This is a genomic window from Bacillus sp. X1(2014), from assembly GCF_007678255.1.
The window spans coordinates 233553-251823 of the sequence record NZ_VEED01000003.1 but is presented as its reverse complement, the minus strand read 5'-3'; the positions used below and the strand labels follow the sequence as shown (position 1 = coordinate 251823).

General features: G+C 38.8%; 21 protein-coding genes. All 21 read right to left on the bottom strand.

Going from position 1 to position 18271, the window contains the following annotated elements:
* Nucleotides 1-14: 14 nt before the first annotated feature.
* Complete coding sequence (gene hslV, locus FS608_RS08760) at nt 15-557, bottom strand: ATP-dependent protease subunit HslV (RefSeq protein WP_088086376.1); 543 nt, start codon at nt 555-557, stop codon at nt 15-17.
* A gap of 184 nt (nt 558-741) precedes the next feature.
* Nucleotides 742-2049 carry an FADH(2)-oxidizing methylenetetrahydrofolate--tRNA-(uracil(54)-C(5))-methyltransferase TrmFO gene (gene trmFO, locus FS608_RS08755; RefSeq protein WP_144549028.1) on the bottom strand — a complete coding sequence of 436 codons (1308 nt, stop codon included), beginning with the start codon at nt 2047-2049 and terminating at the stop codon, nt 742-744.
* Between the two features lie 197 nt (nt 2050-2246).
* A complete protein-coding gene (topA, locus tag FS608_RS08750; protein ID WP_144549026.1) occupies nt 2247-4325 on the bottom strand; it encodes a type I DNA topoisomerase in 2079 nt (692 codons plus the stop codon).
* A gap of 345 nt (nt 4326-4670) precedes the next feature.
* Nucleotides 4671-5558, bottom strand: coding sequence for a DNA-processing protein DprA (gene dprA, locus FS608_RS08745; protein ID WP_144549024.1), 888 nt, complete (start codon nt 5556-5558; stop codon nt 4671-4673).
* A gap of 88 nt (nt 5559-5646) precedes the next feature.
* Nucleotides 5647-6549 carry a succinate--CoA ligase subunit alpha gene (gene sucD / locus FS608_RS08740; protein ID WP_098571679.1) on the bottom strand — a complete coding sequence of 301 codons (903 nt, stop codon included), beginning with the start codon at nt 6547-6549 and terminating at the stop codon, nt 5647-5649.
* A gap of 22 nt (nt 6550-6571) precedes the next feature.
* On the bottom strand, nt 6572-7732 hold the full coding sequence (gene sucC / locus FS608_RS08735; protein ID WP_144549022.1) for an ADP-forming succinate--CoA ligase subunit beta: 1161 nt from the start codon (nt 7730-7732) through the stop codon (nt 6572-6574).
* Nucleotides 7733-8029: 297 nt separating this feature from the next.
* Nucleotides 8030-8203 (bottom strand): hypothetical protein, encoded by a 174-nt coding sequence (locus FS608_RS30140; protein WP_186328655.1) that lies wholly within the window; start codon nt 8201-8203, stop codon nt 8030-8032.
* 3 nt (nt 8204-8206) lie between these two features.
* Entirely contained in the window at nt 8207-8974 is a 768-nt protein-coding gene (locus tag FS608_RS08730) for a ribonuclease HII (protein WP_144549020.1), read from the bottom strand.
* Nucleotides 8975-9065: 91 nt separating this feature from the next.
* Nucleotides 9066-9971, bottom strand: a complete 906-nt coding sequence (gene sdaAA, locus FS608_RS08725; protein WP_144549018.1) for an L-serine ammonia-lyase, iron-sulfur-dependent, subunit alpha — start codon at nt 9969-9971, stop codon at nt 9066-9068.
* 31 nt (nt 9972-10002) lie between these two features.
* Nucleotides 10003-10665 carry an L-serine ammonia-lyase, iron-sulfur-dependent subunit beta gene (gene sdaAB, locus FS608_RS08720; RefSeq protein WP_144549015.1) on the bottom strand — a complete coding sequence of 221 codons (663 nt, stop codon included), beginning with the start codon at nt 10663-10665 and terminating at the stop codon, nt 10003-10005.
* A 122-nt stretch (nt 10666-10787) separates the two neighbouring features.
* On the bottom strand, nt 10788-11651 hold the full coding sequence (ylqF, locus tag FS608_RS08715; RefSeq protein WP_144549013.1) for a ribosome biogenesis GTPase YlqF: 864 nt from the start codon (nt 11649-11651) through the stop codon (nt 10788-10790).
* 145 nt (nt 11652-11796) lie between these two features.
* Nucleotides 11797-12354 carry a signal peptidase I gene (gene lepB, locus FS608_RS08710; RefSeq protein WP_144549011.1) on the bottom strand — a complete coding sequence of 186 codons (558 nt, stop codon included), beginning with the start codon at nt 12352-12354 and terminating at the stop codon, nt 11797-11799.
* Between the two features lie 187 nt (nt 12355-12541).
* Nucleotides 12542-12886 (bottom strand): 50S ribosomal protein L19, encoded by a 345-nt coding sequence (rplS, locus tag FS608_RS08705; protein ID WP_026566443.1) that lies wholly within the window; start codon nt 12884-12886, stop codon nt 12542-12544.
* A gap of 145 nt (nt 12887-13031) precedes the next feature.
* Complete coding sequence (trmD, locus tag FS608_RS08700; RefSeq protein WP_144549009.1) at nt 13032-13775, bottom strand: tRNA (guanosine(37)-N1)-methyltransferase TrmD; 744 nt, start codon at nt 13773-13775, stop codon at nt 13032-13034.
* Entirely contained in the window at nt 13772-14290 is a 519-nt protein-coding gene (rimM, locus tag FS608_RS08695) for a ribosome maturation factor RimM (RefSeq protein WP_144549006.1), read from the bottom strand. The genes trmD and rimM overlap by 4 nt, the downstream gene beginning before the upstream one ends.
* Before the next feature lie 4 nt (nt 14291-14294).
* A complete protein-coding gene (locus FS608_RS08690) occupies nt 14295-14690 on the bottom strand; it encodes a YlqD family protein (protein WP_144549004.1) in 396 nt (131 codons plus the stop codon).
* A gap of 121 nt (nt 14691-14811) precedes the next feature.
* Nucleotides 14812-15042, bottom strand: coding sequence for a KH domain-containing protein (locus tag FS608_RS08685; protein WP_144549002.1), 231 nt, complete (start codon nt 15040-15042; stop codon nt 14812-14814).
* 11 nt (nt 15043-15053) lie between these two features.
* A complete protein-coding gene (gene rpsP / locus FS608_RS08680; protein ID WP_144549000.1) occupies nt 15054-15326 on the bottom strand; it encodes a 30S ribosomal protein S16 in 273 nt (90 codons plus the stop codon).
* Between the two features lie 119 nt (nt 15327-15445).
* On the bottom strand, nt 15446-16798 hold the full coding sequence (gene ffh / locus FS608_RS08675) for a signal recognition particle protein (protein ID WP_144548998.1): 1353 nt from the start codon (nt 16796-16798) through the stop codon (nt 15446-15448).
* A 12-nt stretch (nt 16799-16810) separates the two neighbouring features.
* Nucleotides 16811-17143: a putative DNA-binding protein gene (locus tag FS608_RS08670; protein WP_144548995.1), complete on the bottom strand. Its 333-nt coding sequence runs from the start codon at nt 17141-17143 to the stop codon at nt 16811-16813.
* A gap of 96 nt (nt 17144-17239) precedes the next feature.
* Nucleotides 17240-18226 carry a signal recognition particle-docking protein FtsY gene (gene ftsY / locus FS608_RS08665; protein ID WP_144548993.1) on the bottom strand — a complete coding sequence of 329 codons (987 nt, stop codon included), beginning with the start codon at nt 18224-18226 and terminating at the stop codon, nt 17240-17242.
* Nucleotides 18227-18271: the final 45 nt, after the last annotated feature.

The window sequence follows — 18271 nt, the reverse complement described above, 5'->3', positions numbered from 1 at the left end:
TACGTCTCCTTCCGTTATAGCTCTTCCACAATAATGTTATGGTTCGTGTACACACATATTTCCGCTGCTATTTCTAAAGAAGCTTTCGCTATTTCCTTTGCAGATAAGTGGTCTCCTGAATATTTCTTTAGCGCACGACCTGCGGATAACGCATAGTTACCACCTGAGCCAATTGCAAGAATTCCATCATCAGGTTCGATTACTTCTCCAGTTCCTGATACAAGCAGTAAATATTCACGATTCATAACAATGAGCATTGCTTCAAGCTTTCTGAGCACTTTATCGCTTCTCCATTCTTTGGCAAGCTCTACCGCAGCTCTTTGAAGGTTTCCGTTAAATTCTTCTAATTTTCCCTCAAATAGTTCAAAAAGGGTAAATGCATCTGCAACAGAACCGGCAAAACCAGCAAGTACTTTTCCATTAAATATCTTTCTAACTTTTCTTGCTGTGTGTTTCATCACTACCGCATTACCAAATGTCACTTGTCCATCACCTGACATTGAATATTCACCATTATGATGGATTGCAAATATCGTTGTCGCATGAAATTGGTTCATAAAGATGAACCTCCTTTTGGAGTGATTTCGATTACATTTTCGCACAGATAATTATGTAACATGTGAAATTTCAATTTGTAAATACTCTATAATTAACTTTAAGAAAATATTCACATTTGTCATAATATTTTCCTCGCAAGGGCTACTAAATCGTAACATACTTCTAATTCCCTTGCAATAAACTTTACAAAACTTTCACAAAGTTCTGAATTGTTTCCAGCGCTCTATTTGCATGCTGTAAATTACGCTCTTGCTTTCCTTTAATTCTTACCGGCAGTTCGGGAAATAAACCAAAGTTTGCATTCATTGGCTGGAAATTCTTTGCGTTGGTTGTCGTAATATAATGTGCCATGCTTCCGATCGCTGTTTCAGCTGGAAATTCAAGTGGATCCAAACCTTGGCTTAACCGTGCGGCATTTATTCCTGCAATTAATCCGCTTGCAGCCGACTCAACATATCCTTCTACCCCTGTCATTTGACCAGCAAAAAATAAATCTTCCCGGCTGCGGAATTGATAAGTCGCTTTTAAGACCTTTGGAGAATTAATAAACGTATTACGATGCATCACACCATAACGGATTATTTCCGCATTTTCTAATCCAGGAATTAATTGAATGACTTCCTTTTGTGCGCCCCACTTTAAATGTGTCTGAAAACCGACAATATTAAAAAGTGTTCCTGCCGCATCATCTTGACGAAGCTGTACTACTGCAAAAGGTCTTTTTCCTGTTTTGGGATCTTCTAATCCTACTGGTTTTAACGGACCAAATAACATCGTTTTCTTTCCTCGAGAGGCCATTACTTCAATAGGCATACACCCTTCAAAAAAAACTTCCTTTTCAAATTCTTTTACAGGAACTGTTTCAGCAGAGATTAGCGCCTCATAAAAACGGTTAAATTCTTCTTCGGACATTGGACAATTCAAGTAAGCTGCTTCCCCTTTATCGTAACGGGATTTTAAATAAACTTTTTCCATATCAATACTATCTTTTTCAAGTATTGGTGCAGCGGCATCGTAAAAATATAGATATTCCTCGCCTGTCAGCCCCTTAAGTTTTTCAGAAAGATCCGGACTTGTTAGCGGTCCTGTGGCAATAACTGTTATACCCTCAGGAATTTCCGTTACTTCCTCATTTACTACCGTCACATTTTCATGATTTTTTACCATTTCAGTTACTTTTGCTGCAAATTCATGGCGGTCGACTGCTAGCGCACCCCCGGCAGGTACAGAACAAGCATCTGCAGCTGCGATGATGACGGAATCAAGCTTTCTCATTTCTTCTTTTAATACGCCAACTGCATTTGTTAATGTATTTGCACGTAAAGAATTACTGCAGACTAATTCTGCAAATTTATCAGTATGGTGCGCAGGAGTTTGCCTCACTGGTCTCATCTCATATAGTCTTACTTTACCCCCGCGTTTTGCAATTTGCCATGCTGCTTCGCTTCCTGCAAGGCCAGCCCCGATTACATTAATCGTTCCAACGTTCATTTATTATCCTCCTAATATTAACCTTGGTTTATGTAAATGTGGAAAAGTTCACATACCTATCATTACCTTTCCCACAATTAAGTCCAACTTGCATTGTACTATACGAATGAAAAAGAAAAAAGTTTTAAGCAACTTGGAAATATTTTTAATTATGATTTTAGCAAAATGAAAAGAGTGGACTTTGTCCACTCTCCCCATTAGTTTTGCGGTTCCTCTTTGTAATCACAACTAACACATTGAACTTGCACGCCTTTTTTTAATTTCTTTTCAACCAGCATGCCTTCACATTTAGGGCATTCCCTTGGCAGTGGTTTATCCCAGGAGATAAATTCACATTCAGGGTATTGGGTGCATCCATAAAATAATCTCTTTTTCTTGCTTTTACGCTCAATGATTTGTCCTTCTTTACAATTCGGGCAAGTTACTCCGATTTCTTTGACAATTGGTTTTGTATTCCGGCAATCAGGAAAATTACTGCAAGCCATAAATTTCCCATATCGTCCCATTTTAAAGACCATTGGATTACCACAATTCTCACAATCTTCCCCAGCCGGCTCGTCTTTGATTTCAACAGATTGCATTTCTTCTTCAGCTTTTTTTAAATGAATTTCAAAATCTTGATAAAACTCATCGATAATATTGACCCAAGGGACCTTTCCATCTTCGATATTATCCAATCCCTGTTCCATTTTTGCTGTAAATTCGACATCTAGAATATCCGGGAAAAACTCTAAAATTAACTCATCGATGATTTCACCAAGCTCGGTAGGTACAAATCTTTTATTATCGAGTGCAACATAGCCACGCTTTTGAATAGTGTCGAGGGTTGGTGCATATGTCGACGGACGGCCGATTCCCAGTTCTTCCAATGTCTTAACCAGTCTTGCCTCCGTATACCTTGGCGGAGGCTGGGTGAAGTGCTGCTTCGGCTCGATATCCTTTTTAAACACTTCATCTCCAACTTCTAGGTCTGGAAGCATTTTATCTTTTTCATCTACATTGTCATCAGAGCCCTCAACATAAAGTTTCATAAATCCAGGAAACTTGATTTTTGAACCATTAGCTCGGAATAGAACATTCCCATTTTGCAAGTCCACGCTCATTGTATCCATCACAGCTTGTGCCATTTGGCTCGCTAAAAACCGTTCCCAGATTAATTTATATAAGCGTAATTGGTCTCTTGATAAGAATGATTTTAAGCTATTTGGGTCTCTCAAAGTGCTTGTCGGTCGAATCGCTTCATGTGCATCTTGAGCATTGGATTGTTTCTTCTCTTTTCTTTGCTCATTTTTTAAATAATCTTCTCCATACTCTGAGCGGATGTAATTGGCAGCCTCGGTTTGTGCGACTTCTGAGATCCGTGTTGAATCCGTTCTCATATATGTAATCAGACCAACCGTTCCTTCTTTTCCAAGCTCAATTCCTTCATATAACTGCTGTGCAAGCATCATCGTTTTCTTAGCTCGAAAATTTAGTTTTCTTGCTGCCTCTTGTTGCAACGATGAAGTAATAAAAGGAGGTGCAGGGTTTCTTTTTCGTTCCTTTTTTGTAACTGACATGACTTTAAACTTATTGTCATCCATTTGGCTTAGGATGCTTTGGACATCTTGTTCTGATTTAAGTTCAAATTTTTCTTTGCCCGCTAATGAAAAATATTGAGCACTAAAATGGTCTTTTCCTTTTAAAAACTCGCCATCGATGGTCCAATATTCTTCGGGAACAAAGGCCTTGATTTCATTTTCCCGGTCGATAATTAGACGGACAGCAACAGATTGAACTCGGCCTGCACTTAACCCTTTCTTCACCTTTTTCCAGAGAAGAGGACTGATATTATATCCTACAAGCCTGTCGAGAATTCTACGTGCCTGCTGGGCATCCACCAAATCCATATTAATTGGACGTGGATGCTTAAATGACTCTTTAATCGCATCTTTTGTTATTTCATTAAAAACGACTCGACAATCAGAACTAATGTCTACTGATAAACTATGGGCTAAATGCCATGCAATTGCTTCCCCTTCACGATCCGGGTCAGCTGCGAGATAGATTTTTTTCGCTTTTTTAGCTGCTGTTTTTAGTTCTTTTAAAACAGGACCTTTTCCACGAATCGTAATATATTTTGGTTCATAGCTATTTTCTACATTAACCCCCATTTGGCTCCGTGGCAAATCGCGGATATGTCCCATTGATGCTTTTACTTTATATTTATTTCCTAAATATCGTTCAATCGTTTTCGCTTTTGCCGGCGATTCAACGATTACAAGAAAATCTGCCATTTAAATATCCTCCTTAAGAGGGAAAGTGTAGAAGCGCCCCGAATCTGGCAAAATTTCTGTTTCTAAGGTGCTTTTCTTTTGAGAAGCTTTCCTACATACCAGTTTTACCTAAATTGACCGGAGAAAATACTTTACAAAACTGCCCTATCCCAAAGTTTTTCTTTTATATGTTTTTTACATAATTATTTATTCCATGTGCAAATATTCTTTTTTTCGAACATCTGTTGGAAAATGTATAACAAATTAGAAATTATTGCAACCTTTTTAAGCTAATTTCTCCATTTATTCATAAAAACCTTTAAAAATAAACAATTTTTCTTAAAAATTTATTGTTAACCTAGAGTTTTATCTAATTTCAACTAATATATCCTCCGCATCTGTTACCAGCTTTGCCCCTTGTTGAATTAACTCATTTGCACCAATTGAATAGGGGTTAAAAATGCTTCCGGGTAAGGAAAATACATCTCTTCCCTCATTGACGGCAAAATTGGCTGTAATTAGGGAACCGCTTTTTCGCTTTGCTTCTATAATAAGGGTTCCCTTAGACAAACCACTAATGATTCGATTTCTCGATGGAAAATGCCATCTTAGCGGCTTTGTATCGGGCGGATACTCAGAAAGAACAAGTTGATTTTTCATCATTTCTAAAGCTAAGTTCAAATTTTCTTTGGGATATATATGATAAAACCCACCAGCAATCACGGCAATGGTATTTCCACCATTTTTTATCGCATTTTCATGGGCAAGTGCGTCAATTCCCCTTGCTAAACCACTTACTATTACTACCCCTTGATCTATTAAACCTGGAAAAATCATTCGAATGGCATTTTTTCCATATTGGGTAGCCTGACGAGAACCAACTACGGCAAGTTTGGGGTCTTTTTCGAGCAGGGAGAGATCGCCCTTGGCAAACAATGCCCATGGTGGTTGATAAATTTCTTTTAACAATGGGGGATATTCTTTATCCAAAATTGTGATGATGGTAATATCATTGGTTTCGTATTGGCGGATTTGGTCACGAATGATGTCGGGATTTGGTGTAATGCTAGAAGATTTTTCTGAAGAGTTACTTGAGGAACTAGGTGGAAATAAACTAGTCTGGTGTGGAAATTGAATTTGGGAATTGTAGACGTTTTTCAGGGTTGGGTCTTTTTTTAGCATTTGGAAAACAGCGCTCCAGGAGATATCTGGATAATGTAACAAAGAAATCAGTTTCTCTTTAAAGTCGTCCATTTTTAATAATTGCCTCCTTATAAAAATAATATTAGACAAATAGCCCCTCAATTATGAGGGACTATTTGTTAAAGACTAGCAGTAAATATTAGTGTGTTTTACACTTTTCATATAATCCTTGTTCTTTTAATACTTCAATTAAAGTTTCACCCATAACAGATGGTGTATCAGCAACTTTAATTCCGCATTCGTTCATGACACGGATCTTTTCATCTGCTGTACCTTTACCACCAGAGATAATCGCACCTGCATGTCCCATACGTTTCCCTGGAGGAGCTGTACGTCCACCAATGAAGCCGACAACAGGTTTTGTCATATTCGCTTTCACCCATTCAGCTGCTTCTTCTTCAGCTGTACCGCCGATTTCACCAATCATGATCACAGCGTATGTTTCAGGATCTTCATTAAAAGCTTTTAAAACATCGATAAAGTTTGTCCCATTAACAGGGTCGCCACCAATACCAACAGCAGTTGTTTGACCAATCCCAGCTTGAGTTAATTGATGAACAGCCTCGTATGTTAATGTTCCTGAACGGGATACGACGCCGACATGTCCTTTAGTATGAATGTAACCAGGCATGATTCCGATTTTACATTCATCAGCAGTAATAACACCTGGGCAGTTTGGACCAACTAAGCGGGTCTTTTTACCTTCCATATAACGTTTCACTTTTACCATATCTAAAACTGGAATATGTTCAGTGATACAAATGGCAAGATCCAACTCAGCATCGACAGCTTCGATAATCGCATCGGCTGCAAATGGTGCAGGTACATAAATAACAGAAGCTGTAGCGCCTGTTGCGACAACTGCATCTTTAACAGTATTAAAGACAGGAACGCCTTCTACTTCCATTCCGCCTTTACCTGGAGATGTCCCACCAACAATTTGGGTTCCATATTCAAGCATCTGTTTTGTATGAAAAAGGGCTGTTGAACCAGTAATCCCTTGAACAATAACTTTTGTATCTTTATTAATAAAAACGCTCACGTTAATTCCCCTTTCTTTGATCCTATTTCACTAATGAAACGATTTTTTGTGCGCCATCAGCCATGGATTCAGCAGCAATAATTTCTACAGTTGACTCAGCAAGGATTTTCTTACCTAAATCAACATTTGTTCCCTCTAAGCGAACAACAAGCGGAACACTTAGTCCAACCTGCTTAGCTGCTTCTACTACACCCTCAGCAATAACATCACACTTCATGATTCCACCAAAGATATTAACGAAAATACCTTTTACGTTTGGATCAGAAAGGATAATTTTAAATGCTTCTGTAACCTTCTCAGCAGTTGCGCCGCCCCCAACATCAAGGAAGTTAGCAGGGTCCCCGCCGTAATGTTTAATAATATCCATCGTTGACATGGCAAGACCTGCACCGTTAACCATACAACCAATGTTTCCGTCTAAAGCAACATAGCTTAAGTCGTATTTAGAGGCTTCGATTTCCTTTGCATCCTCTTCTTCAAGGTCACGATACTCAAGAACGTCTTTTTGACGATATAGAGCATTTGAGTCAAAGTTTAATTTTGCATCAAGAGCCATTACTTTACCATCACCTGTAACAACAAGTGGGTTAATTTCTGCGATTGAGCAATCTTTTTCGATATATGCATTGTATAGCGCTGTCATAAATTTAACAGCTTGATTAATTAATTCTTTTGGAATATTAATATTGAATGCAATGCGACGTGCTTGATAAGGCTGTAAGCCTACAACCGGATCAATTTCTTCTTTGAAAATTTTCTCTGGAGTCTTTTCAGCAACCTCTTCAATTTCCGTACCGCCCTCTTCTGAAGCCATTAAAACAACTCGAGATGTCGCACGGTCTAATACTAGTCCAACATAGTATTCTTTTTTGATATCACAGCCTTCTTCAATAAGCAGGCGTTTCACTTCTTTACCTTCTGGACCTGTTTGGTGTGTTACTAAAGTTTTTCCGAGGATTTCGCTTGCATATGTACGAACCTCATCAAGGTTTTTTGCTACTTTAACACCGCCGGCTTTACCCCGTCCGCCAGCATGGATTTGTGCTTTTACTACACAAACCTGTGTACCTAATTCTTTTGCTGCTTCCACTGCTTCTTCTACAGTGAACGCTACTTTTCCATTTGGAACCGCAACCCCGTATTTTCTGAGGATCTCTTTCCCTTGATACTCATGGATATTCATTTCCCATCCTCCTATTCAAACTCTTCTAAAAACTGACTCCGTTTTCATTTTATATAATGATACATACCTTGTCTACCATTATGCTAAAAAATTATATACTGCTTAAATATATTCTAAATTGTCAATTATTTTTTCTAGATTTTACACAGGAAGTTTGCGCCTCATTTGGAATAATTTGTTTTCTAATATAATAATAAAAACAGGGTTTGCCTGTCAGGCTGTCGAAAAACTTTCAATAGCCTCTTTTCTGCTTTCTTTAATAATTCACCAATTATTATATAGTTTATAGTGTTTCAACTAGTCTGTTGATTGGCGCTCCAGGCACTTCGCTTTCCGCGGGCGTGCCGGGGAGCCTCCTCGTCGCTTTGCTCCTGCGGGGTCTCCCCTGTCCCGTACTCCCGCAGGAGTCTTCGTGCCTTCCGCACCAATCAACAGGGTGCCAAAATTAATTGTAACCATTAACACAGTCATTATTTAAATAAAATCTTTGACTGGTGCGAAGGTCTTTCTGTGATAGGATGTTATCCCATGTTGTTTGATAGCCTCGATGTGCTCCTTGGTTCCATATCCCATGTTTTGCTGAAATCCATAGACTGGATAGGTTTGTGAAATTTCCTTCATCAGTGTATCTCTTGCTACTTTTGCTACAATCGATGCAGCAGCGATTGAAATACTTTTTGCATCACCCTTAATAATAGATTCAGAGGGGAAGGGAATATCAAGTTTCATTGCATCAATAAGTAAAAAGTCTGGTTTTGGGTCTAAAGATGCAATGGCAGTATTCATTGCCTTTTTTGTCGCTTGATAAATATTCATTTCATCAATTTCCTGAGCATGAATCATTGAAATGCTAAAGGCAATGGCTTCTTTTCTAATGATTGAATCGTATTCTAAACGTTTTTTTTCAGACAACTTTTTAGAGTCGTCAATACCCGCAAGAAAAAAGTCATTTGGCAAAATGACAGCTGCCGCAACTACTGGACCAGCAAGCGGTCCTCTTCCGACTTCGTCAACACCCGCAATCATTTCAAATCCTTTTAAGCGCCAATTATGTTCATAAACATTCATTTCCTCAAACTTTTCTTTTAGCTGTTGTTTCTCAGCATATTTCTTTTTCCATCTATGTACCAATTGTTGGACACCTTTCCGCTCATCTCGAAAAAGGTCCAATAAGAACGGATCAGATTCGATCACTATATTTTCTAATCGTTGTTCAATTTCTGCGATTGTTAATTGTTTCATTCTATCACCCGCTATTTTGATACATTATCATTTCTTTTAACAAACAAAATAACACCCAATTTTCTTTAGCATTGGGTGTTATTCACACTTATTAGGATAATACTAAGTCTTTTAATTTAAATGGTTTGTCCTTGCCAAAAATTTCTTGTTCCAATCTTTTTCCTGTAGGAGTCGCTGCAAGTCCACCCTCGGCTGTTTCTCTTAAAGCAGACGGCATGGATTGGCCGATTAAAAACATAGCATGAATGACTTCGTCACAAGGGATTCTACTTGTAATACCCGCCAACGCCATATCTGCAGCCGTTATCGCATTAGATGCGCCCATAGCATTCCGTTTTACACAAGGAACCTCAACTAAACCAGCAACTGGATCACATACTAATCCAAGCATATTTTTCAAAGTAATTGCCATCGCCTCGGCTGCCTGCTGAGGCGACCCACCAGCTAATTCAACAATCGCTGCTGCAGCCATTCCACTCGCTGAACCTACTTCAGCTTGGCATCCACCCGCTGCGCCAGAAATAGAGGCATTATTAGCGACAACGAAACCGAAAGCAGCTGCCGTAAATAAAAATTCAATCATTTCTTGTCGAGTTGGATTTAATTTTTCTTTTACCGCAAATAATGTTCCTGGTACTACACCTGCTGAACCAGCTGTTGGTGTAGCACAAATAACACCCATTGCTGCGTTTACTTCATTAGTTGCCACTGCTTTACTAACGGCATCTAACAAAATTGTTCCCCCTAGGGCTTTGCCACTTTTAATATAGTTTTGAAGCAACACTGCGTCGCCGCCAGTTAGACCTGTATGGGAGTGTACTCCCTTTAAACCTCTTTCCACTGCTTGTTCCATTACCACTAGGTTCCTATCCATTTTATCTAGAATTTCTTCTCTAGAAAGACCAGAAACCTCGATTTCTTGACGAATCATGATTTCTGCAATTTTAACCTGATGGCTTTCTGCAAGTTGAACAAGTTCGGTTACATTTCGAAACATTTGAGCACCTCCTGATGTCAAATAAGTTTATCTAATCAGCCATGCGAATGATTTGTGATACATTTGAAAGATCCTGTAATTCCACTATGACCTTGTCATCAATCTTCTGGTCGACTTCAATAACCATTAATGCCATTTCTCCTTTTTCTAATCGCGAAACTTCCATATGGCCAATGTTAATTTCATATTTTGATAACACACTTGTTACGGCTGAAATGATACCAAAACGGTCTTGATGAATAACTAAAATTGCAGGGTGTTCCCCTGAAAGTTTCAATGGGAATGAATTTATTTCAGTAATCTCAATCGTTCCACCGCCAATTGAAATTCCAACTAATTCGAGTTGGTTATCTTCATGGTACAAATTTATTTTCACGGTATTTGGGTGATCTGTTACTGCCTCTTCAGTACGAAAGGTCACCTCTAAACCCAATTCTTTTGCAATTTCCAAAGATTTTGGCATTCGGTCATCAAATGTATCTAAATCTAACAGTCCAGCTACTATGGCAAAGTCTGTTCCGTGTCCTTTATAGGTTTTTGCAAACGAACCATACAATGAGATGACTGCTTTCTTTGGCAGCTGACCGAATAAAGTCCTTGCTACGCGGCCAATTCGTGCTGCGCCTGCTGTATGTGAGCTTGATGGTCCAATCATGACAGGACCAATAATATCAAATGCAGAACGATATTTCATTTAGGACGCTCCTTTACTTTCTATACAATAATATTACAAGAAAAAAGGCAAAATAGCCTTCGATAAATACTGGGAAAAATACATAAAAAAGACTCTCCGGCCGGAGAGTAAAAACTAATTCTTTATTCAGAAATTATATCATCAGGTCGTTCAAACGTAATCCGGCCAAATTTCTCGGATCTAATTTCCTTGATGACTAATTCAGATACCTTATCATAATCAACAATGCCTCCAGCCGCCAGGCATCCGCGCAGTACACCTATATTATCAAACATCTCTACCACATCCTCAGGTAGAGTTTCAAGACTGTAACGCTCCTTTAAGCGCTCTGGATATTCCCGTTCTAAAAACCTAAGGACATAAACTGTGAGGTCTTGGAGGTTCAGTAATGTATCTTTGATTGCCCCTGTAACCGCTAGTTTTTTGCCAACTTCTTGGTCCTCAAACTTTGGCCATAATATTCCTGGCGTGTCGAGAAGTTCCATTTCCTTTCCTACTTTAATCCATTGCTGGGCTTTCGTAACACCTGGAGTATTACCAGTTTTAGCGATATTTTTCTTCGCTAACCGATTAATCAAAGTTGATTTACCTGCATTGGGAATTCCGACTATCATTGCACGGATCGCCCGTGGATTTGTAACCCCTCTTGCTCTAAGACGATCAAATTTTTCTTTTAATATTTCTTGTGAAGCTTGCGCAATTTCCCTCATACCTTCTCCAGCCTGAGAATTAATTGCTAGTGCTTTAATTCCTTTTTCGGCAAAGAAGTGAATCCATTCCTTTGTTGCTTCTCGATCAGCCATGTCTGCTTTATTTAACAAGACAAGCCTAGGCTTATGTTGAATGATTTCATCAATCATTGGATTTCTCGAAGAGTAGGGAATCCTCGCATCCACCAATTCAAATATAATATCAACTAACTTTAACTTTTCTGTGACCTCTCTGCGAGCCTTTGCCATATGGCCAGGAAACCATTGGATCGTCATTGTTGGCCACCTCCCTTTAAAGCGAAAGCGCCATTACCAGCCCCGACAAGCAAAAGCCAAGCTGGCAGGAAGGTTGCTTTTTAACCTTCATGTCGGATTGGCTTTTGACCTCGAGGGGCTAGGCGCTTTCGCTGGATAGTAAATTTTATTTCACTGTTACGATATGTGCATCATTTAAAGGCCAGTAAACAAAGCTTGTCTTACCGATTATTTTACTATATGGAACGGTCCCAATGTGACGACTATCTTTACTGAAACGACGATTGTCGCCCATCACAAACAATTCACCTTCTGGAACTGTTTTTCGACCTATTTTTTCTTCCAAAGTGAATGCATCTGTTAATGGTCCATCTTGTACTTCTTTTTTATACTTATCCAAATATGGTTCTTTATACGCTTTTCCATTAACATATAATGTATCATCTTTATACTCAATGGTGTCGCCGGGCAGTCCAATTACGCGCTTTATGTAATCCTTTTGCTCTGGAGCATGAAAGACAATGATATCAAATCGCTTTGGCTCACCAATATTGTAACTAAATTTATTTACTATCATCCGATCCTGGTCCTTCAATGTCGGCATCATCGATAACCCATCGACAACAATCGGAGCAAATAAAAAGTAACGAATGACCGCAGCTAAGATAACGGCAATCAAAAGGGCTTTTGTCCATTCCCACAGTTCATTTTTCTTTTTTGTCATAACAATCCCCGCCAATCTCTGTAAAAAAAGTTTTATAAAGCTTATTTTACATAACTTCAACAAATTTAACACGATGGGATCATATTTTTTAATCAAACTTTAATAATTTGTTAAAAAACAAGCTATAATGGGTAATCAATATACATAAAAAAGAGCCTGCTTCCGAGCAAGCTCTTCTTCTTTTTTATTATCGAATCTCTTTAATTCTTGCTTTTTTACCGCGAAGGTTACGCAAGTAGTAAAGCTTAGCACGGCGAACTTTACCGCGACGAAGTACTTCTAGCTTCGCAATTTTTGGTGTGTGTACTGGGAAAGTACGCTCAACGCCTACTCCGTAAGAAATTTTACGAACTGTAAAAGTTTCGCTAATTCCACCACCACGACGCTTAATCACAACACCTTCAAATAACTGAATACGCTCACGAGTACCCTCGACAACTTTAACGTGTACACGTACAGTGTCACCAGGACGGAAAGCAGGAAGATCAGTACGAAGTTGTTCTTTTGTGATTTCTTCAATCAATTTTTGCATCGTTTTCAACTCCTTCCAACAGACGCTCATGCACATCAAACTTCTAAATCCATTGCAGCGGAACATCGTTATAAGACTACACTCTGATAGGTATCAGCTCAAGTCACAAGTAGTATCATACCATAATTACTAGGCACGTGCAATACTACTTGTATTCTTTTTTTATTTCTTTAAGCCATTTTTCCTGCTCATCTGTTAATTCAATTTTCTCGAAAAGGTCTGGGCGTCTTACAAGTGTTCTACGTAATGCTTCTTTATTGCGCCATTCTTCTATTAACTTATGATTCCCTGATATTAGAACTTCAGGTACCTTCATGCCACGGAAGTCAGCCGGTCTTGTGTAGTGAGGATGTTCTAGCAGTCCCGTACTGAAGGAGTCTTTCATATGTGATTCCTGATTACCTAACACTTCTGGCAGTAGGCGGACTACACTATCAACTACCACCATTGCACCAAGTTCACCACCAGTCAGGACATAATCACCAATCGAAATTTCATCTGTTACCACATGTTCCCTTATCCGTTCATCGTATCCCTCATAATGACCGCAAATAAAAATTAAATGCTCTTCTTTTGACAATTCCTCAGCTTTTCGCTGTTCGTAGCGTTCACCTTGGGGGCAAAGAAGAATCACCCTTGGATTCTTACTTTTAGCCTTTTCCCTTAGTGCTGAAACGGCATCAAAGATCGGCTGCGGTTTTAATACCATTCCTGCACCGCCGCCATAGGGATAATCATCAACAGTAGAATGTTTGTTATCTGCATACTCACGAAAATTTATCACAGTATAGTTTACTGCAGATTTTTCAGCCGCTTTATTCAAAATTGATTGACCAAATACCCCAGAAAACATTTCCGGGAATAGGGTAAGGATATCAATCTGCATCATGAAAGCAGCCCTTCCATCGGTTCGATAAGGACGACTTTTTCTTTCACATCTACTTTCTTAACTACATCATGGATGTACGGAATCAGTAATTCTTTGCCGCCTTTGCCTTTGACCACCCATACGTCATTCGCGCCTGGAGATAGAATTTCAGAAATTTTTCCAAGTTCTTCCCCTTTTGTTGTCGCAACAAGACACCCAATAATCTCATGGTAATAAAATTCATCTTTCTCAAGAGTGCCTAGTTGTGATTCAGGTACTTTCAAAATACCGTCTCTAAACTTTTCTACCTCATTGATATTGTTGAATCCTTCAAATGTAAGTAATTCAAAATTTTTATGGGTTCGGTGGCTTTTGACTGTTAATTCAATCGGCGAACTTGAACCTGGCATAAACAAATATAATACATTTCCAGCCTTATAGCGTTTTTCAGGGAAATCGGTTTTTGATATAACCCGGACTTCCCCCTTAATGCCCTGTGTGTTAACAATTTTCCCTACATTAAACCATTTTTCCATTTCTTTATTCACCTTCTCTGATTTCCTCTATTATACCGTCTTTAATGATGATTTCGGACTGTCCTCGACGTTCATTCCACGAATCGCCTACTTTTACCTCAATAAGCGCCTGGACTTCCTTTTCCTTTAATTCACTGCCTAAAGGTAGCATATGTAATTGTTCGATTTGAAACTCAAGAAGCTTTTCTTTTTCCAAACGTTTATTGATTTCTTTTTCAAAATGATTCTTCAATGCACCAGGTGAAAAATTCTTTGTTTTTTCCATCCGCTTCAACTCAAATTGAAGCTGACTATTTTCCCGCTGAAGCTGCAGTTTTTTAGACTCATATTGATCGAATAATTTTTTCTTACTATCTTCCGTTAGAATTTGTTTAACCACAACAGTTTGAATGATTTGCAAAGAAAATGCCTCCCTAAAAGTTCTGCCCTTCTCTGTCTAGCTCCACCGCCTAGGGGCTGGAGCTTTTCTTATAGCAAAAAAGGGAGGAATTAATTCCTCCCTTTCATCTAGGTGCAAAAAGCTATTCACCAATTTCTAGAAAAATTTTCTTTTGTTGTGATGATCCTGCTGCATATACAACAGTTCTAATGGCCTTTGCAACACGCCCTTGTTTACCAATCACTTTCCCCATATCTGTTTTATTCACAGACAGCTGATAAGTAATCCGGGTGTCGTCTTCCTTAACATCCACATGGACGTCTTCTGGAAAATCTACAAGGGGCTTAACAATCGTTTCGATTAATTGTTTCATCGTCGACCGTTTTACTTACTTAATTTTGCATTATGGAATTTTTCCATGATGCCTTGGTTAGAGAAAAGGTTACGAACTGTATCAGATGGTTTTGCACCGTCTTGTAACCATTTAAGAGCTAGTTCTTCGTTGATCTCAACTTTTGCTGGCTGTGCAACTGGATTATAAGTTCCAACAACCTCGATGTAACGTCCATCACGTGGTGAACGAGAATCTGCTACTACGATACGATAGAAAGGAGTTTTGTTAGCTCCCATACGTTTTAAACGAATTTTTACTGCCATTTTAAAAAAGCACCTCCGAATAGTTTCACACAAGATAGTATATTATCAATTCTTTTATAGTTTGTAAAGTGTTTTTTCTTTACATACAGTATTACCAATTTTTTCAAAAATAAAACAGGTTAGAATGGATTAAAAGGGAACTTAAATCCACCTTTTTTCTTGCCTTTTTGCTGCATTCCAGTCATTTGTTTCATCATTTTTTTCATATCTTCAAACTGCTTCAACAAACGGTTTACTTCTGTTACAGAACGACCGCTGCCCTTAGCAATCCGGTTTTTCCGTTTCGCGTTCAAGATCTCAGGATTATTTTTTTCAGCCTTCGTCATTGAACGGATGATTGCTTCTACATGGGCAATTTGTTTTTCATCAATTTGCAGATTATTTAACCCTTTGATTTTGTTTGCACCAGGCATCATCTTTAATAATTCGTCAAGCGGTCCTAAATTACGGACTTGACCAAGCTGATCCAAAAAGTCTTCGAGCGTAAAAGAAGCTGTCCGCATTTTTTGTTCCAACTCTTTGGCTTTTTCTTCATCTACATTAGCCTGTGCTTTTTCAATCAATGTAAGCACGTCACCCATACCCAGGATCCTTGATGCCATCCGTTCAGGGTGAAACGGTTCAAGAGCGTCTAACTTCTCACCTAAACCGACAAATTTAATCGGTGTTTGCGTAACAGCGCGTATCGATAGCGCAGCTCCGCCCCTTGTATCACCGTCCAACTTGGTTAATACAACACCAGTTAGACCGAGTTGTTCATTAAAGCTTTGAGCAACATTGACTGCGTCTTGACCTGTCATAGCATCAACTACTAAGAAGATTTCATCAGGTTTTGTCAATTCTTTAATGTCTTTTAACTCACCCATTAATGCTTCATCCACATGAAGTCGACCAGCCGTATCAATGAGTACATAATCATTGTGCTCTTCTTTTGCTTTTGCAATAGCCTGCCTAGCAATCTCTACGGGGCTTACTTGATCTCCGAGTGAGAAAACGGGCATGTCCAATTGTTTACCAAGGGTTTCAAGTTGTTTAATGGCAGCAGGTCGGTAAATATCAGCCGCAACAAGCAATGGCTTGCGGTTATACTTTTTGCGAAGTAAATTAGCAAGTTTGCCCGAAGTTGTCGTTTTACCAGCACCCTGTAAGCCGACCATCATAATGACAGTAGGGGGACGATTTGATGCAGCGATTTTGCTTTGTTCTCCACCCATTAATTCCGTTAATTCTTCATTAACGATTTTAATAATTTGCTGTCCTGGTGTTAAGCTTTTCAGTACTTCCTGCCCAACGGCACGTTCACTGACTTTTTTCACAAAATCTTTAACTACCTTAAAGTTTACGTCTGCTTCTAGTAAAGCGAGACGCACTTCCCGCATCATTTCTTTAACATCCGCTTCGGAGACTTTCCCTTTACCGCGGATTTTCTGAATTGTATTCTGCAGTCGGTCGGCTAATCCTTCAAATGCCATTCATGCCGCCTCCTAATCTAAATTCTCCAACTCGGCAACAGCTTCTAGCAATGCCTGCTTTGAAGGGTCGTCCTCGTTAAGCAAATCTTTCACATTTCTTAAAAGTTTACTACGCTCTTGAAATTTATGAAATAACAGCAGCTTTTCTTCATACTCCTCGAGCATTGTCTCGGTCCGCTTAATGTTATCATAAACGGCTTGTCGACTGACATCATACTCTTCGGCTATTTCTCCTAATGAGAAATCATCTAAATAATAGAGAGACATATAGCTTTGCTGCTTTGGTGTTAACAACGAATGATAAAAATCATAAAGATAATTCATTCGTGTTGTCTTTTCAAGCATGCCAATCCCCTCCAACACGTATGTTAAGTGAAAAGCCTTTACATAAGTAGTTTACAGGGTCAGACATTATCTGTCAAGATAATCCCTTTACATCACTTATTCGGTTTGTTCAATTTCATTCGCAAATAATCCATATACATATTTCTCTGCATCAAATTCCTGAAGATCATCCATTTTTTCTCCCAGACCAACAAATTTAACAGGAATTTTTAATTCATTGCGAATCGCAAGAACGATTCCACCTTTGGCTGTTCCGTCCAATTTTGAAAGAACGATCCCACTTACATTTGTCACTTCTTTAAATGTTTTTGCCTGGATTAACGCGTTTTGACCCGTTGTTGCATCTAAAACTAGGATTACTTCATGCGGCGCTCCAGGAACTTCTTTTTCGATGACACGCTTAACCTTCTCTAATTCTTTCATAAGGTTTATTTTGTTTTGCAAACGCCCAGCGGTGTCACATAACAAAATATCGGATTTCCGAGACTTTGCTGCCTGAATGGCATCATACATAACTGCTGCAGGATCTGAACCTTCTGCTTGCTTGATGACGTCAACACCAACTCTATCTCCCCAAACTTCCAGTTGTTCAATCGCACCCGCACGGAAGGTATCACCTGCCGCCAATAGTACTTTCTTTCCTTCATTTTTAAATTTGTAACCTAATTTACCAATTGTGGTGGTTTTCCCAACACCATTAACCCCTACAAATAAGATAACAGTTAGACCATTCTCTTGAATGTTTAATTTGGAGGATTGCTCTTCACCAGCATTATAGATATCAACCAGTTTCTCGGAAATTACGCTTTGAACTTCCTGTGGGTCTTGGATGTTCTGGCGTTTGACCTCCATTTTCAACTCTTCTATTAATTTCATTACGGTATCAAAACCGACATCGGCTTGGATCATGATTTCCTCTAACTCTTCGAAAAAGTCTTCATCTACTTTGCGGTATCTTGCGACTAGATCATTTACTTTTCCTGAAAAATTATTTCTTGTCTTTGTAAGGCCTTCCTTAAATTTCTCTGTAACTGTATCGGTTGATTTGGTGATTTTTTCTTTTAACTTTTTAAAAAAACTCATTTTATCACTTCCTATTAATTTTGTTATGTTAAACTTAGTTGTTGA

Excerpts from the sequence above, each read along its gene's own strand:
- trmFO (WP_144549028.1), bottom strand. The coding sequence starts at position 2,049 with ATGAACGTTGGAACGATTAATGTAATCGGGGCTGGCCTTGCAGGAAGC.
- FS608_RS30140 (WP_186328655.1), bottom strand. The coding sequence starts at position 8,203 with ATGACTGTGTTAATGGTTACAATTAATTTTGGCACCCTGTTGATTGGT.
- ftsY (WP_144548993.1), bottom strand. The coding sequence starts at position 18,226 with ATGAGTTTTTTTAAAAAGTTAAAAGAAAAAATCACCAAATCAACCGAT.
- sdaAA (WP_144549018.1), bottom strand. The coding sequence starts at position 9,971 with ATGTTTCGAAATGTAACCGAACTTGTTCAACTTGCAGAAAGCCATCAG.
- rplS (WP_026566443.1), bottom strand. The coding sequence starts at position 12,886 with ATGCAAAAATTGATTGAAGAAATCACAAAAGAACAACTTCGTACTGAT.
- dprA (WP_144549024.1), bottom strand. The coding sequence starts at position 5,558 with ATGGACGACTTTAAAGAGAAACTGATTTCTTTGTTACATTATCCAGAT.
- FS608_RS08670 (WP_144548995.1), bottom strand. The coding sequence starts at position 17,143 with ATGCTTGAAAAGACAACACGAATGAATTATCTTTATGATTTTTATCAT.
- rpsP (WP_144549000.1), bottom strand. The coding sequence starts at position 15,326 with ATGGCAGTAAAAATTCGTTTAAAACGTATGGGAGCTAACAAAACTCCT.
- ylqF (WP_144549013.1), bottom strand. The coding sequence starts at position 11,651 with ATGACGATCCAATGGTTTCCTGGCCATATGGCAAAGGCTCGCAGAGAG.
- sdaAB (WP_144549015.1), bottom strand. The coding sequence starts at position 10,665 with ATGAAATATCGTTCTGCATTTGATATTATTGGTCCTGTCATGATTGGA.
- FS608_RS08685 (WP_144549002.1), bottom strand. The coding sequence starts at position 15,042 with ATGAAACAATTAATCGAAACGATTGTTAAGCCCCTTGTAGATTTTCCA.
- trmD (WP_144549009.1), bottom strand. The coding sequence starts at position 13,775 with ATGATGCAGATTGATATCCTTACCCTATTCCCGGAAATGTTTTCTGGG.
- lepB (WP_144549011.1), bottom strand. The coding sequence starts at position 12,354 with ATGACAAAAAAGAAAAATGAACTGTGGGAATGGACAAAAGCCCTTTTG.
- hslV (WP_088086376.1), bottom strand. The coding sequence starts at position 557 with ATGAACCAATTTCATGCGACAACGATATTTGCAATCCATCATAATGGT.
- ffh (WP_144548998.1), bottom strand. The coding sequence starts at position 16,798 with ATGGCATTTGAAGGATTAGCCGACCGACTGCAGAATACAATTCAGAAA.
- topA (WP_144549026.1), bottom strand. The coding sequence starts at position 4,325 with ATGGCAGATTTTCTTGTAATCGTTGAATCGCCGGCAAAAGCGAAAACG.
- rimM (WP_144549006.1), bottom strand. The coding sequence starts at position 14,290 with ATGGAAAAATGGTTTAATGTAGGGAAAATTGTTAACACACAGGGCATT.
- sucC (WP_144549022.1), bottom strand. The coding sequence starts at position 7,732 with ATGAATATCCATGAGTATCAAGGGAAAGAGATCCTCAGAAAATACGGG.
- FS608_RS08730 (WP_144549020.1), bottom strand. The coding sequence starts at position 8,974 with ATGAAACAATTAACAATCGCAGAAATTGAACAACGATTAGAAAATATA.